We start from the raw sequence: 26,157 nt of genomic DNA, 5'->3' as shown, positions 1-26,157 counted from the left end.
AATATCACCTGTAATTTTTTATACTTAATCCGTTCTCAATTTTTTTGTTTTTCCATAATAAAAAAAGACAGCCGCAATAGCTGCATTTTTATGTCCATAAAAAAATGCGTTAATCCAAAGATCAACGCATTTCTCTTTATAAAACTTCACCCTCAGTTTCCTTCTTACCCGGTGCAAACCAGCCAAACAGGGCAATGGCCACCAATACGCCATAAAAGACCAGTGTCCAGCCTGTACTGTGAGGAAAATGATGATCAAGGACACCGATATCCTCATGGGCAAGTGTAATAACAGCAAGCTTGACACCAACCCAGGCGACAATCGCATAAGCGGTTGTTTCCAATGCAGGGCGTTTACCAAGGAGCTTAACAAACCAGGTAGCCGCGAACTTAATCAGGATCAATCCGGCAATCCCGCCCAGCACCACTACAATAAACTGTCCGCCATCCATGCCGCCGAAATCGTTAAGCGGTGAATCCGGCAGACCTAGTGCCAGCGCAACAGCAGCAAGAATTGAATCGATGGCAAAGGCAAGATCGGCTAATGCAATCTTCCCTACTGTTGGCCAAAATCCTTTCCCGGCCGCTTCTTCCTTTACATCCTCACGAATATTTTCATTTTCTTTTCCGAACCTGGCCTTAATCACATGTTTTAAACCAAGGTACAATAGATAGGCCGCCCCAATCGCCTGGATCTGCCAGACGTTTGCAATAAAGGAAATGGCAAAAAGCGCACCAAACCGGAAAACAAAAGCCATAATGATTCCATAATTAATCGCCCTTTTCTTCTGATCTTCGGGTAAATGCTTCGCTATGACAGCTAAGACAAGAGCATTGTCAGCCGACAGCAAACCTTCCAGTCCTATTAATATCAATAATGCCCATGCATACTCGAGCCAAATGGACTCCATCCGCGACACTCCTTTTCTGCAACAAAATGCTCTTCATTGATTCGATAACTATAGATTCCCCAAAAATGCTGGAGGAAACCTTAAAAATATATAATAAAATGGCGTCCTATATTCAGGACGCCAGAAGAAAAAACTAATTATTCAAATCAAAAAGCCCCGGCGCATGCTCATTCGGCATATCAGGCATTTCAGGAACAGGATAGCCTTTAGGCGGTTCTACCACGGCAAGATCTCCGCCATTTCTGCTTGGAGTGGTCCCCTGGAAAACCTCACCGATCCGGGTATCATCAAGCCTGAAATTAAACTGGGCATTGTGGAAGCCCATTTCCACATATTTTCGGCATTCAGGGTATTTATTTAAATCGTAATTTGGAATCGGGAATATTTTGCCCCAATTCACTCCTAACGTTTCAAGTGCTTTTGCGAATGCATTTTGATGGGCATTATCCCGGACAATCAGGAAGGCAATCGTCTCTCTAAGCGTCTTATTGCTGCTCATCTCGTAAATCCTTGATTTCTGGAGAACACCTGTCGATTCAAGAACCACATTATTCAGAAGGTTTGCCACCAGGTTGCCGTGGTCATATACCCAAGAGCCATTCCACGGGTTCCCGCCAGCATCAACAGGAAGAGAAGCCTTTGCCCCCATAATAAAATGATGAGGGTTAGCGCCTCCTTGAATCACATCATCCAATGGAGCCCCATCTTCAGCCTGGTTGCCTGGCATACTTCCCCCAGCATCATTTAGAAGCTGATTAATCGTAGTTTGAACGAGTTCGACATGGCTTAGCTCTTCCAAAAACACACCTCTGATCAGATCACGATATTGCTTCGCTTTCCCTCTGAAATTGGCACTCTGGAATGAAAACTGCATCAGCGTCCTCATTTCGCCAAACTGACCGCCCAACGCTTCCTGCAGCACTTTCGCCGCATGCGGATCCGGCTTATCCGGCACAATCATATTAATTAAATCTTCTTTATAAAAGTACATGTTCATCAATCTCCTTATTCCGGCACTCTTAATTAGAATGCCTTGCCTTAGGCAGGCTATTCATCAAAGAAAGCAGATTGATCCAAGACTCATTTATTTGGATAGATAAATTAATTAAAAAGCAATGACCCTGAAAAAAAACACTGTAAGCGAGCTTGCAAAAGCTGAATAAATTACCTTTTACATAACTTCACTTGCCAGGTTAACCAGTACCATTATGGCCATGACAACTTGCATATAGATTAAAAACTTCATACATTACTCTGATCACGCTTAAAATAAATAGGCGGCTTAACCTTCCTGCAAAACATAATGCCGTCATAGTGCTTTTGCGGATGGATGGAAATGGGCAACAGCCCCATCATGCCAGCTTCGAGAAGCTGCCACCTCCGATTCAGCCAGTTCCGCTGTGGAAGCCCCTTTTCACATAAAGGAATAAAACTGTCATGCCCACAGGCCTCCATAAGCAAACTTTCTAACTGCTTATTTGACACATTAATAGGAAAGTTCACTCTAAGCAGGGAGGCAAGCTCACCTTCCCCGGCATAAAAACCTATGGAGTAAACTTGATCCCCATAGCATTTCGATAGCTGCTGCCCGACGTTCGTGATACCAAACAGCTTAGAAGTCACTGTTTTGCTTTTTCTAATATGAAAATTATGAGCCCATACAATGACCTTTTCACCCTTGTAACACTCTTCCATTAACCACTGCAGATTTCCTGACATATGCCTTCCCCGTGTGACGCCAGAAGCAATCCAGCTTTTTGTATTGATTTCCAGCCACTTCAGCCGATTTTCGAGTCCCTTCCCAATAATGTGAAAGATCTTTTCTTTTTCCGGATTATCTTCTTTCCATCTGCTCTCAAACAGCTCTAGACTTGACTGATATAAATTCATACACACTTCTATCTGTTCTCTAATCTGCTTACGTATTTTCGTTCGTCCCCTTATCTCCTCATCAATGTTGAAAAATACTGTTTCTGCCTGATAAATGGAAGCATATAGTTCTGCATCTGTATGAATCTTAAGCCATTCCAGCATGTTTTGCGATATCAGCTGGTATGCAGGCTGAATATCCATACCGGCGAGATGCAGACCTTTCGCCCAGGATTCCAGAAATAAAGGCAGCATTTCTTCATTATGATAAATATCCAGCAGTCCATGCTGGATTTGTTCCCTGGCAGGCAGATCTTTCAGCAGCTTCCTGCAAAATACGGCTTCAAGCAGACCGCTCTCCACTACAATCACATTATATCCATGTGCTTTATGCAAATACTTAATCATATTTATTTTGCTCGTGTAAAAATCCCCAACTCCATGGCTGCTCTCTCCCAGTAGCACAATCCTTTTCCCCTCAACGTATGGATCCATACAGGTGAAATCTGAAGGATCCGTTATCTCACTGCTCTTGCTGGCTATTTGATCTATCCAAAGTGACTTTGTTTTTCGTGTTATAAAATTCATTAACAAGCCTCCATCATAGGCGGAGTATATCTATGAATACGATTTGGAAATAAATTGGTTTCACTTTTTCTTTTATTCATCTACTTGGCAAAAGGAACCTTCGAAAGGGTAAAATGAATTGAATCCATTCGGAGAAGAAACGGGGAGGCTTTATGAATGCTTATTTACTTTTAGCATTAGCCATTGTAAGTGAGGTGTTTGGCAGTTCCATGCTCAAAGCAGCAAACGGATTTAAAAAGCTTCTGCCATCTCTTGGGGTAATCATTGGATACAGCATCGCTTTTTACGCGCTATCTTTATCGTTAAAAACGCTGCCGCTCGGAGTGGCCTATGCCATCTGGGCTGGCCTCGGGACCGTGCTGACAGCCTTGGTCGGGATTACCGTCTATAAAGAGAATGTAAATGGCAAGAAAATCCTTGGATTGGCCTTAATAGTTGGAGGAGTAATCTTATTGAACAGCGGTGGAGGCTATTAATATGAGGGGTTACATTTATTTAACAATCTCAATCGCCGGGGAGATTTTTGCCACCACCATGCTCAAGTTGTCAGATGGATTTACCGTGCTGCTTCCATCTGCAGGAGTCATGTTTGGCTATGCACTTTCATTTTATTGCTTATACCGTTCCATTAAGTCTGGCTTATGCCATTTGGTCAGGAGCAGGAACAGCATTAACTGCGTTAATCGGCACCATCCTATGGGGGGAAGCATTCAGCAGCCTCAAGATACTGGGAATCATACTGATTATCGGAGGAATAATCGCATTGAATTCTTCCAGCAATGCAGAAACTGCAAAAGAGCCATCACGCTAGGGCTCTTTTTTTGATTTCATCATGTATGGCGAGATTGAGCAGAGGCCGCACTCCCTTTATTAAATATCCTTTAAGGCCCTCAGCGTCTTATCCCGAATCTTAACACGGTTCATATAATCCTTTGCAACAAGTTCTGTGTACAATAAATCAAAGAGCAGAAAAAGAGGGAGCGTTGGAGAAATGTTCTGGCCCATATGCATACTGCTTTTACTCATAACCAGAAGGGATAAATCTGCTAACTGGGAAAGTTCAGATGTTTTATCACTTGTGATGGCAAGCACTGACGCACCTTGCCGCTTGGCAATTTTAACTGCATCAATGACTTCTTTTGTTTTCCCTGAAACCGAAATGCCAATGACAAGATTTCCGTCTGAGCTTAACGCAGCATCCATCACGGCTTGATGAGGGTCTGTAATCGACTCAACCTGGATTCCAATTCTGAAAAACTTCCATTTGAACTCCTGCGCTGCAATTCCTGAGTTGCCGATGCCGTATACATGCACTTTCTTTGCATCCGTTAAAAGTGAAACGGCCTGCTGAATATCTAAATAAGTCATTTTCCGAAAAGTCGTTTCGATAATCTCCAAATGATTTTGATAGAGATTGGAAAAATAATCAATCTCCTTGATATCACTGGACACAGCCGGTTTGTTTCTTAAATCGATATATCTTTTTAATTCATGCTTAAATTCATTAAAACCTGAAAAAGAGATTTTCTGACAAAAACGGGTGATAGTAGCTGGGGAAATATGAATTTTTTTAGCGATTTGATTAATCGACATTTGGCTGATTTCATCCGGATTTTCGATTATATACTTTGCCAATTCCGACTCAGAGCTTGTGAACTTTTCCATGGTGCAGGCTATGCCATGCAGAAGATTCTCACCGAGATATTCCATACTCTTTCTCCTCTATTAGATAATCCATAGATACATTATACAAGATACTTTCCTTACTTTTAGATTATTTGCTAAAAACTATGAAATACCCTTAACTAGCAGCACAAAATCAAAAAGCTGAAAACAACCCAGTCGGCAGCCTGGGCTATTTTCAGCTAATCTTTTATTTTTGCATAGCGTCTACAAATCTTTTCGTAATGATCTGCGGTCTTGTAATCGCACCGCCTACCACAACTGAGTGAACATGAATATCCAGCACAGAGCGTGCGATTTCCGGGGTTGATACATTCCCTTCAGCTATTACCTTTGCATGCTTCACATCTTTGACGATTTGTTTGATCACGGCGTAGTCATGATCATCAATTTTCAGTCCTTTAGTTTCTTCTGTATATCCGTATAATGTTGGTGCCACTATATCAAATCCCAGCTTATCGGCAAAAACAGCTTCTTCCACTGAAGAAACATCTGCCATCAGCAAAATCTGTGGATACTTTGACCTTATCTCCTTATAAAACGATTCTAAATCCCTGCCATCCGGCCGGATCCGATTAGTTGCATCTGTTGCAATGATTTCGGCACCCGTCTCAGCTAAGGCATCGATTTCTTTCATGGTTGGTGTAATAAAGACAGGATGGTCCTTGTATACCTGTTTGATGATACCGATCACAGGAAGATCGACCAGTTCTTTAATTTCCCTAATATCAGGGACGGAGTTTGCCCGAATGCCAGCGGCTCCTCCCTCCTTTGCAGCCAATGCCATGCGTCCCATAATGAACGGACTATGAAGCGGTTCTCCATCTAAAGCCTGACAGGATACGATTAGTCCATTTTTGATCTGTTCCAGCACTTGATGCATTTAAAAACACGTCCTTATTATTTATTACTGACCTAAATACTCTTCTACTTCGTTTTTAACAATGGTGACTTGAGGTCCATAAATAATTTGAACACCCGTTCCTTTTTTCACAATTCCTTTTGATCCAGTCTGTTTAATGACATCATCTTTTACCAGGGAATCATCTTTAACAGTTACCCGCAGACGAGTCGCACAGCAATCAACAATATCAATATTATTTGTTCCGCCTAATCCTTCTACAATTGTTTTGGCACGGTCTGTAGCTGAAACTTGCTCTGCTGCCTGTTCTTCATCTTCACGTCCAAGAACTTTGAAGTTCTTTTTTCTGATTAGGAATTTAAACGTAAAGTAGTATAGGAAGAACCATGGAATACCTACCATCAATACATATGGCCAATTTGTTTTATCGGCACCTTGAAGAATTCCAAATAAAATGAAATCAATAAATCCCCCTGAGAAGGTTTGACCGACCGTAATATTGAAAATGTCTGCCATCATAAAAGCTAAACCATCGAAAATCGCATGCACTAAATAAAGTAGAGGTGCCACGAACAGGAAGCTAAATTCAAGAGGTTCTGTGATACCAGTCAGGAATGATGTTAACGCTGCTGATAGCAAAATACCTGCTACCACTTTTCTGTTTTTCTTTTTAGAGCAATGGTAGATGGCCAATGCGGCTCCCGGCAGGCCAAACATCATTGTAATAAAACGGCCTGACATGAATCTGGATACCCCTTCGTAATATTGTTCAGTCGATGGGTCACCCAATTGCGCAAAAAAGATATTTTGTGTACCGCTGACTAATTTTCCGCCAATCTCCAGTGTTCCGCCGAGAGCGGTTTGCCAGAAAGGAAGGTAAAAAATATGGTGCAAGCCAAGCGGTCCAAGCATACGTAATATAAATCCATAGAAAAGGGTTCCGATTTCCCCGGTGCCTGTAACCACTGACCCAAGCCCATTGATTAACGCCTGGAAATAAGGCCATATCACAAATAGAATCGCTCCTACAAAAATCGAAGCAAATGAAACGACTATAGGAATAAAGCGAGAACCCCCAAAGAATCCTAACACTTGAGGCAGCTGAATTTTATTGTATTTATTATGCAGGGCAGCTGCTGTAATCCCGATGATAATTCCGCCAAATACACCAGTTTCCAAAGTCTGAATCCCGACAGCCAGACCTTGACCTGCTCCTGCCAGGTTATCCTTGGCCAGGTCTCCGGTTAACGAAAGCAGTGCACTGATGGTACTGTTCATAACAAAATAACCGATCATGGCTGCTAAACCAGCCGTTGCTTTATCTGAACGGGCTAAACCGATCGCTACCCCTACCGCAAATATGATCGGCAAGTTGGCAAATACGATTGAACCTGCCGCACTCATGATCGTAAAAATGGCTTGCAGCCAGCTGATATCTAAAAATGGATAAGCTGAAACCGTATTCGGGTTAGACAGCGCTCCGCCAATTCCTAATAATAAACCTGCTGCCGGCAAAACAGCTATTGGCAGCATAAACGATTTACCAAATTGCTGTGCCTTTTCAAAAGCTTTTTTCATTGATACTGACCCCCTTTATCTTGATGAGAAGCTTTACTGCTTTAACCTTCTATCCGTATCATATATTCACAGCTGCAGCAGTTCAATGGAATTGAAACCGTTTTCAACCCTTTTCATTATTCTGCCGCCAACGCTGAAAATACGTTCAATTGCAAAAGTGCCCAAAAAAGCATATAGCGAAATTCGGATGCCAGTAAAAGGAGAAATAGTTAACAATTAAGTTTTATTCCGTTAAATTTTCATTTACAATACTAGACCAGCCAGAAAATATCTGGCTGGTCTTTTGAAATTGAAATATCGCTAACAGGGCCTTCTTTTTAAGGAGAGTGACAATTAGCCATTAACCTGCAAAAGGAGTTGTCTACTAAACAGCTAGGCAAGATTATTAAAAGAATTAACCTTGATTCGCCAAATCATATGATGAGCCCCTTCTCCCCAATAATCCTTTAACAAATAATCCGGTTCTCCAAATTTTCTTCTCCAGACTTTTTGTGAATGTTTATATCCTGAATCTAAACAGAATTCTTCTACTCCTTTATTCCTTAAGGTCAAATACATTGATGCTAACAATTGATTGCCTATGCCTTTTTTCTGATAGTCAGGATGTACAAAGACTGTACCCACTTCATAAAAGCCATTAAGTGCCTGATCCGAACCTCTGATTATTAGCTCACTGGCTGGACCGCATTCTATTGAACCAACGATTTTATCGCCAAGTAAAGCGATTAGAAAATACCGTTCCTTACCGCCGCTTTTCATATCCATATTCAAATAGTTTTTCTTGGCTATAATTTCTTCTTCCATGTCTTCCAGCAAATCACCAATACCTTCTTTAAGAAACGTATCGGTTATTACCACTCTAAAGAAACTATTTAGTACTCTTACATCCTCTGCTTTTGGCCTTCTTATCATGATACTATTCATTATTAACTCCCTTTCGCGGCTATGGCTTACCTGGCCAGCCGGCCAATATTTCCTGCATATTCTCCGATCAGGCCGCAGTCAGCCATTTAAAAAATGCGTTAATCGAGGATTAACACACTTCTGATCATTTACTTCTATACTTTTTGAATAACCTAATCGTAAAAGCCGTTTTCCCTGGTGCACTCTCCACATCTATGTACCCGCTATGAAGATCGACGATGCTTTTGGAAATCGCAAGTCCCAAACCCGAACCACCTGTATACTGGGATCGTGACTTTTCAACGCGGTAAAAGCGATCAAAGATATGCGGAATATCAATGCGCGGTATGGCCTGGCCATAGTTAGCAATTTCAATCTCAATCATGTCTTTTCTATCATGTATCGCAGCATCCAGATACCTGCCGTCACTTCCATAGCGGATTGCATTCTGGATAAGGTTTTCGAATACACGGGCCAGCTTTACCCCATCCCCCTCTACAACAGGATCATTAACAGATGAAAATAATCGGAATTCCATTCCTGCTGCTTCCAATTGCACCTTTGTCTGTACGGCCAGCTGATTAAGCATTTCCTCGATATTAATAACTGCCTTATGCAGCTTGATCTGCTGGTTCTGCATATAAGTGAATTCAAAGATATCATTAATTAACGCATATAAGCTTGATGTCTTATCATGAATGATTTGAACATAGTGGCGAAGCTCTACCTCATTACTGTACCGGTCATTATTAATAAGATCCAGATATCCTATAATGGACGTAAGCGGGGACCTTAAGTCGTGCGCTACACTCGTTACAAGCTCATTTTTTAGCTGCTCTGTTCTTTTGACTTCCTTAATTGCTTCCTCCGATTTTTCAATTATCTTTTGTATGCCATCTGCGAGTGCCTGAAATTCAGGCTGCACGCAAAAACCTTCTGAAGCATACTCCTGCCTCACCCATTGCTGAACATCCTCTGTCACTTTAATAAGATTAATGGCAAGATATCGTTTCCGCTCAAACTGATAAAATATCAGCAAAAATAACCCGGTGGCCAAAAGATAGAAAACAAGGAAGATGAATTCACGAAAATAGGATAGGATGAAAAACAGGCTCTCAAAAAATCTGGTATTGTCCTCTAAAAACCATACTGCCGGCAGGAGAACAGCTCCTATAACCACCGCCAGGAAAAGTGACAGCAGGATATACATCATGACTTTCCACTTAGGCAGATATCGCAGCAGATTCATAATATTATTTTTCAATTTTATACCCCACTCCCCAAACGGTCTGAATGATCGATTCACCCGGCACGGCCGCTTCCAGTTTTTCGCGAAGATTGCTGATATGAACCATGACAGTCTTGTTTGAGCCTTCACCAGGTTCATTCCAGACCTTTTCAAAAATTTCCTCCGATGCATACACACGGCCGCGATTCTTAGCCAGCAAATATAAAATCTCAAATTCACGCGCTGTTAGTTTTATTTCGCTTCCCTCAGCGGTAACGCCATGGCTCCGCTTTTCAATGGCGAGAGATCCGATATATAATACATCATCATCTTTTCCGGTTGTTTTATAATTTGCCCGGCGGAGCAATGCTTTTACTCTCGCTGCCAGCTCCAAGGGATTAAACGGCTTAATCATATAGTCATCGGCACCAGTCATTAAACCCATGATTTTGTCCATATCCTCTGCCTTGGCGCTGACCATCAGGATCGGCACCTGATTGTTTTTTCTGACATATTTGCAAAACTCAAGTCCATCCATCTTCGGCATCATGATATCTAAAACAATCAGGTCAGGAGAAGCCTGTTCCAGTTTCTTAAGTGCTTCTATGCCATCCCCGGCTTTATCAATGATATAGCCATCATTCTTCAGATATACTTCTATCAAATCAGCAATTTGCCGATCATCATCAACGATCAGGATTCTTGTCATTGCCTGTTTCCTCCCATCAGCTAAAGCTGAAACTGTTTGAGAATACTATTTAAAGGAGATACCTTAAACATGCGCTTAACAATCAGATATCCAATAACTGCTCCAAGAGTATTCGCAAGCAAATCATTGATATCCGTGCTTCTTCCGCTTCCCAGTGTTACCCGTATGATCAGCTGCAGAAGCTCAAAGGAAGCACTCAGCAGAAATCCAAGCTTTGCAGCTTTCTTAGCACTGCCTTTCGACTTTATTATAAACGGTAAATACATGCCAAAAGGAATCAGCATAATAATATTTAACAAAAACGTTTTCAGATCAATTGTCAAAATGGGAATAAAATTGATTGCCTTATACCACGGCGTCCGATTTGCATAAATCCCTATATTCACATCAATTGGGAAAAACACCAGGTGCAGGACGCAAAGCAAGTAGATTCCCAAGGATATCAGAACGGCAATTTGTAACGGCCTTACCTTTTCCTTACGGCACCTCGTCCAGATCCAGAGCCCCATTAATCCCAGTAAAGCGGCTGGCAGAAGTACATACCATGATGGAATTGAAAACATTATCGACATTGTTTCTTTCAATTTAACTTCCTCCTTATCTTTCAATAAACACAGTATAGGAAGAAATTCTAAAGAGTTTTTAAAGAAGAGATTAAGAATCAGTAAAAAAGTTAGTGAATAAATAAAACCCGCCCTGATTGGCGGGTTCTGTATTATGGAATTTAAAACAATCTTTAAATTTTGCATACAGATGTTAAAAAACAAATGACTAATCGCATCCTCCGCCATCTCCACCAAAGCCGCCTCCAAAACTATCACAGTTATGTGAACTGCTATAGTCTCCTGTATGGTGATAGGAAGAATGACTTTTACCGCTGGCATAAGAACGATTCGATGGTCTGGAACCACCAATAACGATCATGATAATAAGAAGTAAACCAATTATAATGACTCCTGACATTTCCATCACCCCTTAATTTTATATACGGATGATGGTTTGTTTAGTTTCAGAAAATTTAAATAAATTAATCGATGCATTTATGAGTTTAACAATAGGAAATTATTGCCGAAAAAACTATTATGATGCCTTTGAATAACTAGAAAGAAAGAGGATTTTAAGATGAAAGAAATGCTGGTTTACAGATATGAAGATGTTATCCATGCCCCGATTGACTTGGTTTTCAAATACGTAGATGATGATGAAAAAATAAAGCTATGGAATACTATGCTTATCGAAAACATTTATGACAATAAGGAAGATAAACCGGTCCCAGAGCCTGGCACCAAGTTTGTCACTGTTCAGAAACTGGATAAAAAAATCATCAAAATCGATTCCGAATTGATTGAATATGAAGCTCCTCATAAAGTTGTTATGCACTCTCATTCCAAAGAAGGCTTAAGCATTTCAAAGTATCTCTTATCAAGAGAACATGACGGGACGCGATTGATTGTGGAAGCAAGCCTTGTTCCAAGCAACTTCTTCTATAAGCTGACAACCAAACTTTTAGGATGGACATCTAAATTTGTATTTGAAGAGCAATACCAGAACTTGAAGAGATATGTGGAAAATGAAGCGGTTGAGGATGAATAAAAAAGGTGTCCTAAAAACGTGACACCTTTTTCTGTAAAAGCTTTTTACTCTTCCTTCTTCACCCATTTATCATCATTATTCTTCTCATATTTCTTCTTCACTGCACTCCAGGCAACCTTAAAGGCCGTTTCTTCCTCGTTATATTCTTCACTTGCAGAATTAAACGCTTCCTTAAAAATTTCCTGAGCGTGATGCGGAAGATTATCCTTGACGGAATCAGGCAGATCGCTTAGTTTATCATAAGGCATTTTTGCTTCCTCCCCTGCACATTTACTTATATGTATTTTTCCTGATTAATTGCACCTTAAACACTGCCCTTGGAAATACATGCTGCCCGTCATCCAATTACTCGGAAGGATTATTAATCAGTTCATCATAATACTCCTGCGGATTAGAAATATGGTTATCAATGAAAAACTTAGCCTGATCTTTGAACATATCAATGTAAGACTCTCTGCTAATGGCTAAATCCCCTAAATCAGCAGTGTCTCCTTGAACTTGTACTGTATCTGCCTTTACGTCAACAACAACGGTCATATATATTTTATTCTTGTAAAGAACAGTTCCCGTCACTCGTTGTTTCACTAAGTCGACAAGAGGAAATTCATGGCGTACACCTGTTGGTTTAAACAGTGTAAAGCCTGCATTAGGTTTATCTTTATGATCATTCATGATTCCACCTCATCATTTCTTCTACTGAAGGCTGATAGCTGTGCATAAAAAACGGAATAGTATCAATAATTTTCATGGATTAGATCCAATTTTTCACATAAGCCACTAATCCGACCACAGAACCAATTACAGCGCCAAAAAGCACATAATAACGTGTTTCGGGCCGCACGAGCTTTTTTGTCAAATTAATCCCTCCTGACCTTGGTTCCTGCTTTCTACGTTAATTATTGGAAAAGGTTTCAAGTTTTCGTTAAAGACGCTACTCCTGTATCGGCAGCACCGTCGAATCCTTAATCTCCCTAAGTGCCAGGCTGGTCTGAATCTTCGTGATTCCCAATTCATTCAGCTTCCTGATAAACATCTCCAGCCCCTTGCGATCCCTGCAGGCTACTTTCAATAGATAATCATACTCCCCCGTTAAACAATGACATTCTAAAACTTCCTTCATGGATTCCAGCGTTTTTTCAAGAGATTCCAGTTTTTCAGCCTGGTGCATGTTGGTGCTCATGAACACGAAGCATAATAAATCAAAGCCCAGCTTCTCATGGCTTAAAATAGCCACATGCTTTTGGATATACCCTTCCGCTTCCAAACGCTTAATCCTTGCGTGTACAGCTGGAGCAGACAGATTCACCCTTTTCGACAGTTCCAGATTGCTAATCCGCGAGTCCTTTTGGAGCAAATCCAATATTTTTATATCCAGGTGATCTAATACCTTGCTTACAATCGATTCCACTATCCATCAGCCCTTTTCAATTATTCCAAAACACTGATCAAATCACTACTCAGGATGAATTTTCTATACTATTAATCTAATATACTTTTAATTATTTCGAATTAATCCTATTATACAAAATTATCTTTTGTTTTAATTAATAAATGTTAAAATTATTCATATAAACAATGTCATTGTGCACAATGGCTCTGAAAAGGAGCTAAATGACGTGAACTATTATCTTCTCCTTCTGTTAACAAGTTTTCTCTGGGGCGGAAATTTTATTGTAGGAAAAACGCTCGTGGATCACGCATCTCCTATTACCTTAACCATATTAAGATGGGCCATCGCCATTATCTGTCTCGTTCCTCTTGTCTGGCATAAAGAGAAACGGCTGCTGCCTCCGAAAAATGCCATCCTGCCATTATTGCTAATGGGCATCACGGGAGTAGCCTTGTTCCAGGCACTGCAATTCATGGCACTGGAAAAAACATCGGCCACCAGCGTTGGCTTAATCTCTACATTAAATATGTTTTCCATTGCTGCATTCTCTTTCATTTTTCTAAAAGAAAAAATAAACATACTGCAGCTCATGTCCATGTTCGTTTCATTGTTTGGCGTACTGCTGGTCCTTTCAAAAGGAAGCCTGGAGATGCTGGTCTCACTGCAGTTTAATAATGGGGATCTTAATATGATGGCCGCAGTGGGCATGTGGGGAATCTATTCGGTCTGCAGCAAATGGGCCATGTCTTTCGTTACACCCATGATGTCCATCTTATACTCAGGCATATTTGGCCTTCTTGTGCTTTTGCCGTTCAATACTGCTGGTTTCACCGTTACAGATGTCAGCGCTTCATTTCTTTTATCCATTTTGTATACGGGTCTGATTTCAACAGTCCTATGCATGGTGCTCTGGAACATCGGGGTCAACCAGCTGGGACCAAGCACTTCCGGCCTGTTCCTAAACTTTAATCCGATTTTCACAGCCATCTTAGCTTTTATCTTCTTAGGAGAGGTCATGAACTGGATACAAGCGGTCGGAAGCATCATTGTCATTGCGGGTTGTTTCTTATTCTCTGCACTTAAAAGCAGGCCTGGAATAACAACAATAGGGATTCCCGCGCCAGTGTTCATTAGGGAGCCAGTTAAGGAGAGATAAAAAAAATAGTGCCTGTTCCGTTAAGAGAACAGGCACTTTGGAGCAGGACAGAGGGAGAGGGGCAGGTTCCTCGTCCCAGTTGAAAATTGGGGACAGAATACCTGTCCCCTTGTCCCTTCAAAACAACTGATTTTTATTGATCCGCTCAATTCATCTCCACCTTTCTAATTATTAATGCGATAATGAAAGTGGTATCAAATAAAAAACCATAAATATACTAAACACGCATAGCAGAATTAACATCGCATAAAAAACGTTTCTCCAAAATCCGCTTACGAAGTAGACACATACTAAAAAGTAATAGAATAATGCACTTCCAAAAATAAAAAGAAGAAACTCTTTGGCTTCTTCCTTTGCAGGCAGTGGCGTTGTCACATTTGTTAAGGCCAAACCACCAAAAATAAATAGGCCTATACTATATAATAAATTTTTCAGGCTTACTTCTCTTTTATCATCTTGAGTTTTCAAGATAACTACCTCCTCTTAAATAATGGTACGAATTTCCACAGAGAAAGTTTCATCAAACACCCTTTTTTCGCATATCTCAAACGGAGGCAGCATATAAATTAGGTAGCTTATTTAAAAGAACTAGAAGCAGTTAAGACACACTAACTGTTTATATATCCATATTAAGGGGGTGCTGAACGCAATGCGGTTTGCACCCCCAATTAATATTTCTTCCTTTGAACCTGTTATCATGTTTACAGGATTTCTTAATACAATTCTTTTAGAGGTGATAAAAAGTGCCAAGAGTACAATATACCGACAGTGACGTGGCTTTAATGGCAAGGATGATGAGGGCGGAAGCCGAAGGTGAAGGAAAACTGGGGATGCTTATGGTCGGAAATGTTATAGTCAATCGAAGAATGGCTGATTGTCTCGATTTTATAGGTCTCCGGACAATACCTCAAGTCATATTTCAAGTGCAGGGAGGAAATTACTCTTTTGAAGCCGTACAGAAAGGAAATGTTTTTTACAACAGGGCCAGAGGTATAGAGAAACGATTGGCAAAACAAACCTTAGACTATTGGAGGCAGCATCCTTCCAAGTTTGCTCTCTGGTATTTCAATCCATATGCTCCATGTCCGCCTACATGGTACGATCAGCCTTTTTCAGGGCAATTTAAACAGCATTGCTATTATGAACCCCAAGCTAATACATGTGAAAGTGTTTATAGGTGACCATACCCCCACGTTCAGTGGGGTTATTTGTCTTCCTTTAGTGTATGTAAATCCCAAAAGAAAGCTCTTAGTTACTATCCACTTTCTCAAGAGCATCCGCATAATAATCATCTATTACCAGCATCGGCTCCTTTATAGATTCCAGGAGACTTTCTATTTTGAGACTCCTTTTCCATTTCTTCACTAACACTTCTATAATCAGGTGCATCATCTCCCATGTCAAAAACAGACATGGCAGACAAATAGGAGTTAATACTTCTGCTCTCTCCGTTAGACTGTAAGGCAATATAAAAAAAAGTGCCTGAATCTGCCTGCTTATAAGCAGACGGACACAGGCACTTCCCCAGATTTTATTTAATATCCTTCACAAGTTCTCTCATCGAGTTAAGCTTCGAGGTCAATTCAAAAAACCATTCTTCATCTCCAGTGGAAAGCGCAAGGTCAATCAGGAAATGGATCTGTTCTTTATTGGCTACTTTTGCTGCCGGCATCTTCTTAACCTGTTTGCTAAGCAGGGGAATGATTTTACCTTCAATGGTTTTATTATCACTTGAAATAACTTTTGTCTTAATAATTCCTTCTTCAAGGGTTTCGATATAGCCAACGATTAATTCCCCTTCATGGGATTTTCCTTTAATCCAATCTCCCGCTTTTAAAATGGCATTATTGTTGGACATCATATTTATTCACCTACTTAAATTAGATTTTAAAACTGTAATATTTTTAATTACATTTTAACGAATGGAAAGCTTGTTAGCTCCCAATTAATTTTCTTTATAAATCAAATCAACAATATCCTTTAATGTATAGTGCTTTAAATATTCACCTAAATGTTCCTCTGCACCTAGAAAGATATTGATCAGAACTCTTTGCATATTTGCACCAACTACACACGCTTCATTTGAATCCGGACACTTGGGCTGCAGTGCCCCTTCAGAAGTAATCTTATAAATATCCCAAAGATTCACTTCGCTTAAATCCCGGGCAAAAATAAATCCGCCGCCCGTTCCCTCTTTTGATTTAATAAATCCATGTTTTTTTAATAAACTCAGGACTTTTCGGATGCGGACCGGATGGACACCTGCACTTTCAGAAATCGCATCGCTCGTTGACATGCGATCCAGCTGCAGGGCGAGATAAGTTAGACTGTGAATGGCAAGAGTAAAATCGCTATTCATGGCCGGCCTCCTATATTTTCTCATACTGTACTGTAATACTAAGTGTTACAGATTAACTTGTCAAGAATTTACAGTCTGGTTAATTTGCCAATCTTTGCAGTTCATTGTATGAAAACGTGCGAAACTTCCGTGGAAGGAAGCTGCGAATTTCGTCCTCGTTAAAGCCGACCTGGAGTCTTTTTTCATCCAGAATAATCGGTCTGCGAAGCATTTGCGGATTATCGATAATCAATTGATATAACTCTTTTAGCGGCATGGAATCGATATTCACGTTTAACTCCTGGTACGCTTTTGATTTAGTTGAAATAATCTCCTCAGTCCCATTTTCTGTAAGGCGCAGAATCGATTTAATTTCATCCACTGTAAGCGGATCTGTTACAATGTTCCGTTCAACATACTCTATTTGATGCTCCTCAAGCCATGCCCGGGCTTTCCGGCAGGAACCGCAGCTTGATGATAAGAATAAATTCACCATTTAAAAAACACTCCCTCTATTGTATTCATCTTTATAAAAATGTAATAATAAAAATTACAGTTAATACGCAACTTAAGATGCATTCATTTATGCTACAGGATATACTGTAATAATAATATTTACAGTTGTAAAAGTCAACATGAACTTTTACTCAATCCTGCAGCCGATAATTTTTTTAAGAGCTGATATAATATTACATAAATCATTTTACAAGAGGATGTTTCAATTGGATTGGAAACCTGATAGAAAATCAAAAACACCTATTTATAAGCAGCTGGCGATGTATATAGAAAACGGAATAGCAGATGGCACATTCCCTCCTGACAAACCGCTGCCTTCAGAAAGAGGATTAGCAAAACAGTTTGATATCAATAGAAGCACGGTTGTTGCTGCATATGACGAACTGGAGTCAAACGGGATCGTTGAACGAAATCGGGGAAGCGGTACGATGGTCAGCAAAGATATTTGGGGAATAGCCAAAAGACGTATTCCAAGCTGGAACCGGTATATTGAAGCAGGCTCCTTTTTGCCCAATTTGCCAGTGACACAAAGGATCCATAAAGAACTGGCAGAGACAAAACTGATCAACCTGGCCAGCGGTGAACTCTCCCAGGACCTCTTTCCTTTGGCTTCGCTAAGAGAGATTACTTCCAATCGCTCTTTTATCGGGACACTGGGGTACGATCACCATCAGGGAAATGAAATCCTGAGAAAAACACTGACTGACCATGTAAAAAAGTTCCGGGACATCGAGACCAGCCCTTCTTCCATACTTATTACATCCGGTGCCCAACAGGCCCTGCACCTTGTCGTCCAATGCCTCTTTAAACCCGGGGACTCTGTTGCCATCGAGGATCCCTCTTATCACTACAGCCTGCCAATCTTTAAATCAGCCGGAGTCAAAACTTATTATTTAAAAACAGGCAAGGATGGAGTAAATCCTGATGATATTATAGCCTTATATAAAAAGCATCGAATTAAGATGATCTTTTTAAATCCTATTTTTCAGAACCCAACAGGCACATTGCTTCCTGAAGACAGGCGCAGAAAAATTCTTGAATTGTCCTCTGAATACGGGATTCCGGTGGTAGAAGATGATCCTTACAGCCTAACATCCTTTACCGGCCAAAAAATGAATACACTCAAATCCCTGGATTACAACGGCATTGTTTTATATATAAGCTCTCTGACCAAAATTGTCGCTTCCGGGCTCAGAATCGGCTGGATCATTGGCCCCAGATCAGTAATTGAGAGGTTATCTGATGCTAAGCAGCAGGTGGATTTCGGTCATGGAAGCTATTCGCAATGGGTTGCGAATGATTTTATTGAGTCCGCAGGCTTTGAGTCACATTTAAAATTTCTAGCCAGGCAATTGGAGCAGCGGAGAAACTCAATTGTTTCAAGCCTGGATCATTTCCTGAAAGACCAAGTGGAATTCAGCACTCCGCAAGGTGGAATCCATCTTTGGTGCCGGATCAAAAAAGATCACAATGAAAATCAGCTGCTTGAGGAATCAATTAAACGGGGTGTCATCTATGTTCCCGGAACAACCATGGGATCTGAGAATGGATTCGTGCGTTTTACGTTTGGCAGGGAAAATGAAGAGAACATCCATGAAGGGATTAAGCGGTTTGCTGAGGCTCTGAATAATCTCGAATAATGAAAAAACGCCTGATTTTCAGGCGTTTTTTCATTATAAAGTAATGCAGAATTCTGCAACAATTAAATCTTCCATTCATTAAAGCAGCGTATCTCCTTAACCAATTCACATCTCCGCAGGGTTTTACATATAAAATTATGATGTCACAGATCTAAAGAAATCAAAAGGTGTTTATTTTCTTCTGAATGAATGGAGGAACTGTGTTATGACAAACTCTGTTTTGTTCCCGATAATACAAACATAAAGAAAACAAGCGGAACCCCAAATCTTTTTTTTTGACACAAGGGACAATGTTTTTTTCGAAAGAGACCCTGACAATATTGCTTATGAAGTAACTTCGACGCAAATGCCGGCCATGGTGGGCGGAGCTTTTGTGGATCTCTATCTTACAAAAGGACATATTCGGGAACCGCATAGGCACCCTAATGCCTGGGAATTGGATGTGGTGGTTTCAGGTGAAGCGATTATCTCAATTGTTGATCCAGATACGAAAAAGCTGCATAATTATCGAGCTAAGCAAGGCCAAGTCGTTTTCATCCCAATGGCTTGGTGGCATTGGATTAGGCCTGCATCAGATAAGCTGCATCTCCACCTCTTTTTTAACAATGATCAATTTGAACCCGCAGAAGGGTCGGATACACTGCGCCTGACTCCTCCAGAAGTTTTCCAGATGGCCTATGGTGTGGATTCCAGTAAAATAGCAGATGCCCTATCACCAATTAAAGAGTCTGTGGTAATTGGGCCCCCTGCAAAGAGAGAGCCTTCAGAGCCTATCACAAATTACTTAAATTCAGATAGTGCAAACAGAAAAAATGATAGAATATCCATAAATATCAATCATAAATCTATTGATATTTAAAAGGACCCAAGAGTATGGAAAGTCCATGCCTTTCTTAGATTTTATTTAGATACTTAAATCATAATGATAAAATTGCTCATCTCGCTTAAACCCGATTTTTTCATAGAGTTTTTGTGCAGAGAAATTATCAGGAGCCGTACTGAGGCTGATGCTTACCGCATCTGTTTCAGCAGCGAGCTCTTTTGCTTTGTCTATAAGCTTTTCCCCTATTCCCTGTTTCCTTGCCTCTGCATCCACATACAAGTCATTCAGGATCCAGGCTCTTTTCATAGATATAGATGAAAAAGTTGGGTAAAGCTGAGTAAATCCAAGATACTTCCCTTCCTTCTTCACCACATATATGACAGAATCCTTCGTCTCTAAGCGCTCTTTTATGTAATCGGCTGCCGCTTCCAAATCGGGTGCTTGTTTGTAAAATACGCGATATAAATTAAATAATGCGGAAACTCCTTCCAGATCCTCCATTGAAGCTTGATAGATTTTCATATTTAGAACCACCTTTTTAGCTATAATTTACTAATTATAAAAAAATTAAAAAAACTTGTAAACTCCAAGGAATATTTATTTTTTTGCAAGAAACAAATTATAAAATCTTTTCAGGATTCTTCACTCTTAAAAATTTTATATAGCCGCATTTAACACAAAAACAGGCTTCTACCTCAGAACATTTCAGGAATTGCATTTTTCTTAAACAGTGAACCATACCCTTTGAATTCACCTATTTCTGTTTTGGTTGACCTGCATTCTGAACATACTCCAGGGTTATCCATAATCATTCACACTCCTTCTTACAGATTGCTTACATGTGTTTGGCAGGCTTTATAAGATAGAAATATGGATACCAGCAGTGTATTAATCAGGACAAAAAAGAATCCAATAAGAACTAGATTCGCTGGCAGAAACACACAGAAAAGCATGATTAACCCTCCGATAATCAAAGGGAAAGCTAAGGGACGAACAGCGATATTCCATGCTTGATGAGAAGATTGGGTTAATTCTGAAGAGGTGCGGGAAATTTCTAATTGAAATCTGGGAAGAGTATTTGCTGTAGCGATAAGGACAATCCCTACACTTAATGGCACTAATAAAATTAAGTTGACTTCAATGCCAAGCACTAAAAGAATGAAGCCGGAATGAAGCATTGCCAATATTATGTTTATAGACAAATATATACTTTCAAATCCTTTTTTATATCGCAGATAGGCACTATGGGTTTTTATCATTTTGGGAAGAAAAAATAAGCTGCTGTTTACAATGATCATCGTAAAAGGAATACTAAATAATATTACAGGCAATGGCCCATATCCCGTTGCTTCTAATGCCAAATTTGAGCCATATAAATACATGCTTACACCAAAAGTAAAAAGAATTAAAATAATGATGAAGAATTTTTTTAGCATTAATCATTCCCCTTTGTATTTGTTTGAAATTGAACAATCCATTTTAGAACTTCCTGAAATACTGTTGAATTTAAAGAATAATAAACATATTGCCCCCTTTTCACGGAATATACCAGCTCAGCATTTTTCAAAACAGACAAATGCTGAGATACACCTGCTTTACTCATTTCAAAATGCTGAGCAATTTCTCCCGCCGTTAAATCTCCATGCTTTAAGAGATCCAAAATCCTCCTTCTGTTTTCGTCAGATAGTGCCTTAAATAATTCGTTGATGGCCAAGTATTAAACCTCCATTAATATTTAAGTATTTACTTAATTACTTAAATTATAAATATAAATGGATTAATATGTCAATATTTTTCCCAATTTGCCTATGAAATTTGAAACCCCAAGAGATAACTAAGTCTCTTGGGGCTTTGTTAAATTACTAGCTACTTCCCGCTCCATCGAAAGAACCGCACAGCAAGCACAACAGACACGATAGCAATCCCAATCAAAACAGCTGTCTCAAATCCATATTCAGTTATTGGCGCTTCGGTCCATGTCCCCCTCAGCAATTGAATCACATAATAAAGCGGAAGGATTTTAGCTGCATATTGAAGGACTGATGGCATCATCTCAAGAGGAAAAGTCGCACCTGAGAGAAACAGCATCAGGTTCAGGAATAAGGAACTGATGGCTGCTGCAGACTGTGCATTTTTAGCTAAGGATGTCAGGAATAAAGCAAACGGAAAAAAGGCCAGGATGCTGATCAGCAAAGAAAGCAGCGTACTTCCGATATATTCGGGCAGAGTTAGATCATACAAAAGCATCCCAAAGACCATAAGCAGCAAGGCTGATATGGCAAAGATGACGGTCCCTTGAAAGGTATGAGCAGCGAGGATTTTCCATGGCTGAAGCGGAGTTGACTGATACCTCCTTAAAACACCCGTTTCCCGATAATTGGTTAAAACGGTTCCCAGTGTGAAAAAGGAGGTGGTTACTATGTTGACACCGATCCATGAAGGAACAAAGTATTCCGCAAAAGCCTTTTGGCTCATGTTGTCTCCAACAAACATGGAACCGAACAGCCAAATCATGACAACTGGAAACAGGAACGTCCAGAACATGCTTAACCGGTCCCTAAAAAACATTTTCGTTTCAAGGCTGGCGAGCTTTACAATTGCATTCATCCGATTTTCTCCTTTTCTAAATACTGGACAAATAAATCATCGAGTGAGCCCTTCTCAAACTTAAAGTCAGCCAAAAGTATCCCCTTTTCCTGGCAGTGAGCGAAAATGTGATAAGCTGTTGTCTGCTGATCATCGCAGTACACTTTAAATTCGTCCAGATTATTTTCCACTCGTTCAACACCAGGAAGGGATTTTAAATATTCCCGGCTAAGTCCGGCACTCGTAAAGGCAAGGCAGTCAGCAGCCCCTTCATTCAACAATTCATGCGGTGTATTCAGTGCTTTCAATTGGCCGCTGTAGATCATTGCCACCCGATCACAAAGCTGCTCAGCTTCTTCCATATAATGCGTGGTCACGACAATGGTGCTGCCCCGGTCCCTTAACAGCCGGATCAATGACCACATTTCCCGCCTTGCTGAAGGGTCCAGCCCCATGCTCGGTTCATCGAGAAAAAGAATTTCTGGTTCATGCAGGGTGGCTAAGGCGAGGGTCACCCGCTGTTTCCAGCCGCCGGATAGGTCATCAAACTTTACGCTCATTTTTTCGCTTAAACCAAGCAAGTCTATTAAATAATCTTTTTGCGTCGGTCCTTCGTAAAAAGAAGAAAAGAGTTCCAGCGCTTCTTTTACTTTCATATTCTTCTGAATAGAAGTGGCTTGAAACTGCACACCGATTTTTTTGTTTAATTCACGCAGCTGTTTGCTTGGAACAAGACCAAGCACTTCGACCTCCCCTCCGCTCGGGACAGAAATCCCCTCTAGTATTTCAAGTGTTGTCGTTTTCCCTGCTCCGTTCGGTCCTATAATTCCGAAGATTTCCCCTTTATAAACGGTAAGGGAAAGATTCTTTACTGCCCGGGTGGCACCAAAATTTTTAGATAAATTTTTTACAGAAATGACACTTTCCATCCGGATCCTCCTTTAATCTTTATATAATCAGTATAGGGGTGCCATTTCCAATTGTCACCAATCGAAAGGCGACACGCAGGATGAGTATGATAAGATGCACAAATCGGCTTCCGACCTGCAAATTTCATGATTCTATATGCTGAATTTCAGTCAGTATGACTGTTTCAAAAAAATAATGCCTGCACTACTTATGATAGTGAACAGGCATCTTTTCTACTTGATGGAAGCTGCAATTTCCAGTGTTCTTAGTGCTCCTTCAGCTTTCTCGATCTTATAGACAGTTCGGTCCTCCTGCCAGACGAGAATTTGATCGCGGGAATGCTCACTCATTGTGTCAAATTTGCCGGTTCCATACATTTTAGGAGCCGGCAGCGTGCTGCTTTCTAAGAATTCAACTATTTTTTTGGAGTCAGTCAGGAGATTATCAGGATCTTCTGTTCGTGCCCGTAATGAAAATGCCCATCTTCCCTCATTCCAGCTAAGGTATACGGAACCGGCCCCTGCATCCTGGTAGCCTGTGATGGAATATCCAAGATCAACCGGTTTTCCGCCGATCTCCTCAAAATTCTGGTATGAAATTTGTTCCAAGGCAGCTTCATTGCTGTCATAATTCTGCCCAGACAGAACCGCAAGAATAGAAGCGTCACTCAACTGATCCAATTTAGCATTGTTTATTGGGATTACATCTTCTGTCTGGAAGAAAATAATTTGGTAAGAGTCCTGATCAGAGACGGTCTTGGCTGTTAAATGATATCCCTCGTTCAAGTTCAGCGTATCAGGCAGTTTTATTGGAACATCAGTGCTTAATTGCTTTTCTGTTTCAGCTATTACTTCCTCTGAAGTTAATGCTTGCTTTTGAGCGGTTTCGGGATTTTCAGTCTCCGTGTTTTCAGTTTCCTGATTGCTGCTCTGGACTTTTCCATCGTCTGTTTGTTCCGTCATGTCAGGTTCACTGGTGCAGGCTGAAAGAATAATAAGTAATGCCGCAGTACTAATTGCCTTAATCTTCATGAATCCTCACCTCATAATTTTTTTCCCTTATGTCTATTTACAAAACGCCCAGGATATTCTCCTCGTTTATTGGCAGAGCCGCCTGTATGACCATTTTGCACTTAAAATTCGTAATTGCTCACCACGGCCGTTTCTCATTCGAGGCACTCCAGATCCTTATTCAGCTTCTTCGATTCGTTTTTAAAGTATAGATAAAAGCAGATCCAGCATAACGCGTAAACCAATAGTGAGATTGCAAGATAGATGAAAAAGTTCTTTACTCCGATCGGAATCCAGCCAATCCAAAGCCCAAGTGTGAAATAAACAATCGTTACGGTAAGATAGTGCAGGGCTGTCTGCATGGGCAGGCGAAGTGAGCGGATTTCAAAATAAAGCGGAGTAACCGTAAACAGCCAGCCGCTTAAAATAAAGCCAAATGCATTTATGATAAATTTTTGCCCATCTAGCGCAGGTTGACCGCCGAAATAAATTAAGGCTATAGTTGCCGCTGTAGAAATGAATCCCCCAAAGAATATGCCGATCATGCTTCTGTACAAAAATGTCCTCACTTCGTCTCCCTCCTGTTCATTCTTAAAATTTCCTTTATCCGTCCGACATAATGGCGGGAAGCATACTCCTTCTCCCCCGATTTAAAGTGAACACAGAGTGTCCCGTTAAAGGATGGCTCAAAATGGCTCATGGCGTAAAGGTTCGCTATGACAGACTTGGATATCCTGATAAACCGGTGGGAAGGAAGGGATTGTTCAAGTTCATAAAGTTTTTCCTTTACTTTAAAAATCCCTTCTGGGGTGGCGGCTGTTACTGTGTCGCCTTCTGAACGGAAATATTGAACTTCATCAGGCTTCAATAAGTGCTGATTCTCTCCATCCTTTCCGACAATCAGGCCGGTTTCATTCTTTTTGAGGTACTCGAGGATTTCCTGGATGGCCGGGGTGATTTCTTTGCAATGGATGGTCACCGATGTTTCTTCGTTGCGAGGGTCCATGTCAAGCACAATTTTCATGAAGGGCGCTCCTCCTTTCCATCAGTTTCATTACATTTAGTATAGATGTCTAATTTCCAATTGTCACCGGAATTAAGGCAACACGCATGATAAGCACGACAAGCTGCAGTTAATTACATCCCTCCTGCCGACACAAAAAAGCCTAAATCACTAAGGATCCAGGCGTCTATTTGATGTTCTTATTTTAACTGGCCTTGATTGCCAGAGAACTGCTTTGCAGGCTATCAGAAATCAGGCTGTATGCGATGACCTTTTTTCTGCGCTGTTTGACCACATCAATGCGGTCCTTATAGCTAAATACGAACAGCGTGTCATCTCTTTCCAGAAACTCGATAACTATAGGTGTTCCACTGATCTCAGGGTGTAAAAAAAGCTGTTCGTTCCCAGGGTGGATATAATGTTTCTTAATAAATATTCCTTCATTGAACTGATTGATAAACTGAAGTTTCTCCTCATCTTCCAGCCTATTATCACCAATTGTGACTGTAACCTCTTTTTCATCAAGCTTGGAATGAGTTTCAAATTTCCGGATCAGCCAATTAACCGTGCCGGTCGGCATACAGGTCAGCACGATTTTCAGCAAACTAACGAGAATAATTGGAACCACTACTGCCCATGTCATCTTTCTTCATCTCCATCTGTATTTAGATCCGCCAAATATAAACTCCAAGAGAAGCTAATCCGATAAAAATAATAACCACATATATTAGGGTTAAATTGGTTGTGTTCCGTTTTGTTGAACTTCCATAGTTATCATCCGCCTTGCCTGTCAGCAGCAATGTCGAAACCACAGCAAAAATTAAGATAATTAGAACCAGCCCTAGCATTATTCCCATGCTGCG

Annotated in this window: 34 protein-coding genes and 2 pseudogenes; 7 read left to right on the top strand and 29 right to left on the bottom strand. The window is 40.6% G+C overall.

Features of this window, described 5'->3' with window-relative positions; all coding sequences use genetic code 11:
- Nucleotides 1-136 precede the first annotated feature (136 nt).
- From ACR42H_RS03085 to ACR42H_RS03075, 3 genes are all read right to left on the bottom strand, one after another.
- Nucleotides 137-910, bottom strand: a complete 774-nt coding sequence (locus ACR42H_RS03085) for a TerC family protein (protein ID WP_113884215.1) — start codon at nucleotides 908-910, stop codon at nucleotides 137-139.
- A 133-nt stretch (nucleotides 911-1,043) separates the two neighbouring features.
- Nucleotides 1,044-1,901, bottom strand: coding sequence for a manganese catalase family protein (locus ACR42H_RS03080; RefSeq protein ID WP_258756248.1), 858 nt, complete (start codon nucleotides 1,899-1,901; stop codon nucleotides 1,044-1,046).
- Between the two features lie 251 nt (nucleotides 1,902-2,152).
- Nucleotides 2,153-3,367, bottom strand: coding sequence for an erythromycin esterase family protein (locus tag ACR42H_RS03075; RefSeq protein ID WP_436374681.1), 1,215 nt, complete (start codon nucleotides 3,365-3,367; stop codon nucleotides 2,153-2,155).
- 152 nt (nucleotides 3,368-3,519) lie between these two features.
- On the opposite strand from ACR42H_RS03075, the gene ACR42H_RS03070 reads away from it, so the two are divergent.
- Both ACR42H_RS03070 and ACR42H_RS03065 read left to right on the top strand, forming a co-directional pair.
- On the top strand, nucleotides 3,520-3,843 hold the full coding sequence (locus ACR42H_RS03070; RefSeq protein WP_436374680.1) for a DMT family transporter: 324 nt from the start codon (nucleotides 3,520-3,522) through the stop codon (nucleotides 3,841-3,843).
- A 67-nt stretch (nucleotides 3,844-3,910) separates the two neighbouring features.
- Nucleotides 3,911-4,178, top strand: a pseudogene (locus ACR42H_RS03065) (DMT family transporter).
- 59 nt (nucleotides 4,179-4,237) lie between these two features.
- Here ACR42H_RS03065 and ACR42H_RS03060 read toward each other — a convergent pair.
- The 8 genes from ACR42H_RS03060 to ACR42H_RS03025 all read right to left on the bottom strand — a co-directional run bounded on the left by ACR42H_RS03060 (nucleotide 4,238) and on the right by ACR42H_RS03025 (nucleotide 11,293).
- Nucleotides 4,238-5,077, bottom strand: a complete 840-nt coding sequence (locus tag ACR42H_RS03060; protein WP_436374679.1) for a MurR/RpiR family transcriptional regulator — start codon at nucleotides 5,075-5,077, stop codon at nucleotides 4,238-4,240.
- A gap of 163 nt (nucleotides 5,078-5,240) precedes the next feature.
- Nucleotides 5,241-5,933, bottom strand: coding sequence for an N-acetylmannosamine-6-phosphate 2-epimerase (locus ACR42H_RS03055; RefSeq protein ID WP_436374678.1), 693 nt, complete (start codon nucleotides 5,931-5,933; stop codon nucleotides 5,241-5,243).
- Between the two features lie 24 nt (nucleotides 5,934-5,957).
- Nucleotides 5,958-7,490, bottom strand: coding sequence for a maltose/glucose-specific PTS transporter subunit IIC (locus ACR42H_RS03050; protein WP_113884222.1), 1,533 nt, complete (start codon nucleotides 7,488-7,490; stop codon nucleotides 5,958-5,960).
- A 372-nt stretch (nucleotides 7,491-7,862) separates the two neighbouring features.
- Entirely contained in the window at nucleotides 7,863-8,414 is a 552-nt protein-coding gene (locus ACR42H_RS03045) for a GNAT family N-acetyltransferase (protein WP_436374677.1), read from the bottom strand.
- Between the two features lie 124 nt (nucleotides 8,415-8,538).
- Complete coding sequence (locus ACR42H_RS03040; RefSeq protein ID WP_436374676.1) at nucleotides 8,539-9,657, bottom strand: sensor histidine kinase; 1,119 nt, start codon at nucleotides 9,655-9,657, stop codon at nucleotides 8,539-8,541.
- Nucleotides 9,647-10,330: a response regulator transcription factor gene (locus ACR42H_RS03035; protein WP_113884226.1), complete on the bottom strand. Its 684-nt coding sequence runs from the start codon at nucleotides 10,328-10,330 to the stop codon at nucleotides 9,647-9,649. The genes ACR42H_RS03040 and ACR42H_RS03035 overlap by 11 nt, the downstream gene beginning before the upstream one ends.
- Before the next feature lie 20 nt (nucleotides 10,331-10,350).
- On the bottom strand, nucleotides 10,351-10,914 hold the full coding sequence (locus tag ACR42H_RS03030) for a VanZ family protein (RefSeq protein ID WP_113884314.1): 564 nt from the start codon (nucleotides 10,912-10,914) through the stop codon (nucleotides 10,351-10,353).
- A 187-nt stretch (nucleotides 10,915-11,101) separates the two neighbouring features.
- A complete protein-coding gene (locus ACR42H_RS03025; protein ID WP_113884227.1) occupies nucleotides 11,102-11,293 on the bottom strand; it encodes a hypothetical protein in 192 nt (63 codons plus the stop codon).
- 159 nt (nucleotides 11,294-11,452) lie between these two features.
- Between ACR42H_RS03025 and ACR42H_RS03020 the strand changes: the two genes are divergently transcribed.
- A complete protein-coding gene (locus ACR42H_RS03020; protein ID WP_436374675.1) occupies nucleotides 11,453-11,923 on the top strand; it encodes an SRPBCC domain-containing protein in 471 nt (156 codons plus the stop codon).
- 44 nt (nucleotides 11,924-11,967) lie between these two features.
- Here ACR42H_RS03020 and ACR42H_RS03015 read toward each other — a convergent pair whose 3' ends face one another.
- From ACR42H_RS03015 to ACR42H_RS03005, 3 genes are all read right to left on the bottom strand, one after another.
- Nucleotides 11,968-12,171, bottom strand: coding sequence for a ChaB family protein (locus tag ACR42H_RS03015; protein WP_113884229.1), 204 nt, complete (start codon nucleotides 12,169-12,171; stop codon nucleotides 11,968-11,970).
- A 97-nt stretch (nucleotides 12,172-12,268) separates the two neighbouring features.
- Complete coding sequence (locus ACR42H_RS03010) at nucleotides 12,269-12,595, bottom strand: hypothetical protein (RefSeq protein ID WP_113884230.1); 327 nt, start codon at nucleotides 12,593-12,595, stop codon at nucleotides 12,269-12,271.
- 259 nt (nucleotides 12,596-12,854) lie between these two features.
- Nucleotides 12,855-13,331 (bottom strand): Lrp/AsnC family transcriptional regulator, encoded by a 477-nt coding sequence (locus ACR42H_RS03005; protein ID WP_113884231.1) that lies wholly within the window; start codon nucleotides 13,329-13,331, stop codon nucleotides 12,855-12,857.
- A gap of 208 nt (nucleotides 13,332-13,539) precedes the next feature.
- Here ACR42H_RS03005 and ACR42H_RS03000 point away from each other — a divergent pair, with 208 nt between their 5' ends.
- On the top strand, nucleotides 13,540-14,469 hold the full coding sequence (locus ACR42H_RS03000; RefSeq protein WP_436374674.1) for a DMT family transporter: 930 nt from the start codon (nucleotides 13,540-13,542) through the stop codon (nucleotides 14,467-14,469).
- Between the two features lie 171 nt (nucleotides 14,470-14,640).
- Here ACR42H_RS03000 and ACR42H_RS02995 read toward each other — a convergent pair whose 3' ends face one another.
- Nucleotides 14,641-14,937: a hypothetical protein gene (locus ACR42H_RS02995; protein ID WP_436374673.1), complete on the bottom strand. Its 297-nt coding sequence runs from the start codon at nucleotides 14,935-14,937 to the stop codon at nucleotides 14,641-14,643.
- A 275-nt stretch (nucleotides 14,938-15,212) separates the two neighbouring features.
- Between ACR42H_RS02995 and ACR42H_RS02990 the strand changes: the two genes are divergently transcribed.
- A complete protein-coding gene (locus ACR42H_RS02990; protein ID WP_436374672.1) occupies nucleotides 15,213-15,650 on the top strand; it encodes a cell wall hydrolase in 438 nt (145 codons plus the stop codon).
- 67 nt (nucleotides 15,651-15,717) lie between these two features.
- On the opposite strand, the gene ACR42H_RS02985 is transcribed toward ACR42H_RS02990, so the two are convergent.
- The 4 genes from ACR42H_RS02985 to spxA all read right to left on the bottom strand — a co-directional run bounded on the left by ACR42H_RS02985 (nucleotide 15,718) and on the right by spxA (nucleotide 17,303).
- Nucleotides 15,718-15,936 (bottom strand): hypothetical protein, encoded by a 219-nt coding sequence (locus ACR42H_RS02985; protein ID WP_436374671.1) that lies wholly within the window; start codon nucleotides 15,934-15,936, stop codon nucleotides 15,718-15,720.
- Nucleotides 15,937-16,000: 64 nt separating this feature from the next.
- Complete coding sequence (locus tag ACR42H_RS02980) at nucleotides 16,001-16,330, bottom strand: IDEAL domain-containing protein (protein ID WP_113884236.1); 330 nt, start codon at nucleotides 16,328-16,330, stop codon at nucleotides 16,001-16,003.
- Nucleotides 16,331-16,414: 84 nt separating this feature from the next.
- The gene (locus ACR42H_RS02975) at nucleotides 16,415-16,828 is read right to left on the bottom strand and encodes an RrF2 family transcriptional regulator (RefSeq protein ID WP_113884237.1); all 414 of its coding nucleotides are present in this window, start codon (nucleotides 16,826-16,828) and stop codon (nucleotides 16,415-16,417) included.
- Between the two features lie 79 nt (nucleotides 16,829-16,907).
- Complete coding sequence (gene spxA, locus ACR42H_RS02970; protein WP_076260056.1) at nucleotides 16,908-17,303, bottom strand: transcriptional regulator SpxA; 396 nt, start codon at nucleotides 17,301-17,303, stop codon at nucleotides 16,908-16,910.
- A gap of 226 nt (nucleotides 17,304-17,529) precedes the next feature.
- On the opposite strand from spxA, the gene ACR42H_RS02965 reads away from it, so the two are divergent.
- Nucleotides 17,530-18,963, top strand: a complete 1,434-nt coding sequence (locus ACR42H_RS02965) for a PLP-dependent aminotransferase family protein (RefSeq protein ID WP_436374670.1) — start codon at nucleotides 17,530-17,532, stop codon at nucleotides 18,961-18,963.
- A 189-nt stretch (nucleotides 18,964-19,152) separates the two neighbouring features.
- Nucleotides 19,153-19,822: pseudogene (locus ACR42H_RS02960) on the top strand (cupin domain-containing protein).
- Nucleotides 19,823-19,867: 45 nt separating this feature from the next.
- Here the strand turns inward: ACR42H_RS02960 and ACR42H_RS02955 are convergent.
- From ACR42H_RS02955 to ACR42H_RS02910, 10 genes are all read right to left on the bottom strand, one after another.
- Nucleotides 19,868-20,308 carry an N-acetyltransferase family protein gene (locus tag ACR42H_RS02955; protein WP_436374669.1) on the bottom strand — a complete coding sequence of 147 codons (441 nt, stop codon included), beginning with the start codon at nucleotides 20,306-20,308 and terminating at the stop codon, nucleotides 19,868-19,870.
- Between the two features lie 302 nt (nucleotides 20,309-20,610).
- Complete coding sequence (locus tag ACR42H_RS02950; protein ID WP_436374668.1) at nucleotides 20,611-21,222, bottom strand: hypothetical protein; 612 nt, start codon at nucleotides 21,220-21,222, stop codon at nucleotides 20,611-20,613.
- Entirely contained in the window at nucleotides 21,222-21,494 is a 273-nt protein-coding gene (locus ACR42H_RS02945) for an autorepressor SdpR family transcription factor (protein ID WP_243509212.1), read from the bottom strand. The genes ACR42H_RS02950 and ACR42H_RS02945 overlap by 1 nt, the downstream gene beginning before the upstream one ends.
- Nucleotides 21,495-21,652: 158 nt before the next feature.
- On the bottom strand, nucleotides 21,653-22,393 hold the full coding sequence (locus ACR42H_RS02940) for an ABC transporter permease (RefSeq protein WP_436374667.1): 741 nt from the start codon (nucleotides 22,391-22,393) through the stop codon (nucleotides 21,653-21,655).
- The gene (locus ACR42H_RS02935) at nucleotides 22,390-23,301 is read right to left on the bottom strand and encodes an ABC transporter ATP-binding protein (protein ID WP_436374666.1); all 912 of its coding nucleotides are present in this window, start codon (nucleotides 23,299-23,301) and stop codon (nucleotides 22,390-22,392) included. The genes ACR42H_RS02940 and ACR42H_RS02935 overlap by 4 nt, the downstream gene beginning before the upstream one ends.
- 213 nt (nucleotides 23,302-23,514) lie before the next feature.
- Entirely contained in the window at nucleotides 23,515-24,312 is a 798-nt protein-coding gene (locus ACR42H_RS02930; protein ID WP_436374665.1) for a hypothetical protein, read from the bottom strand.
- A gap of 134 nt (nucleotides 24,313-24,446) precedes the next feature.
- Complete coding sequence (locus tag ACR42H_RS02925; protein ID WP_436374664.1) at nucleotides 24,447-24,860, bottom strand: DUF3021 domain-containing protein; 414 nt, start codon at nucleotides 24,858-24,860, stop codon at nucleotides 24,447-24,449.
- A complete protein-coding gene (locus ACR42H_RS02920; RefSeq protein ID WP_113884244.1) occupies nucleotides 24,857-25,315 on the bottom strand; it encodes a LytTR family DNA-binding domain-containing protein in 459 nt (152 codons plus the stop codon). Before ACR42H_RS02920 ends, ACR42H_RS02925 begins: the two co-directional genes overlap by 4 nt.
- A gap of 184 nt (nucleotides 25,316-25,499) precedes the next feature.
- Nucleotides 25,500-25,937, bottom strand: coding sequence for a YfmQ family protein (locus tag ACR42H_RS02915; protein WP_436374663.1), 438 nt, complete (start codon nucleotides 25,935-25,937; stop codon nucleotides 25,500-25,502).
- 22 nt (nucleotides 25,938-25,959) lie between these two features.
- Nucleotides 25,960-26,151 carry a hypothetical protein gene (locus tag ACR42H_RS02910; RefSeq protein ID WP_113884246.1) on the bottom strand — a complete coding sequence of 64 codons (192 nt, stop codon included), beginning with the start codon at nucleotides 26,149-26,151 and terminating at the stop codon, nucleotides 25,960-25,962.
- Between the last annotated feature and the right edge of the window lie 6 nt (nucleotides 26,152-26,157).

The organism is Cytobacillus sp. BC1816, assembly GCF_051353635.1.
Classification (GTDB): Bacteria; Bacillota; Bacilli; order Bacillales; family Cytobacillaceae; genus Cytobacillus; species Cytobacillus oceanisediminis_C.
The sequence above is the reverse complement of the archived record's forward strand: the minus strand, read 5'-3'. Positions and strand labels throughout refer to the sequence as shown.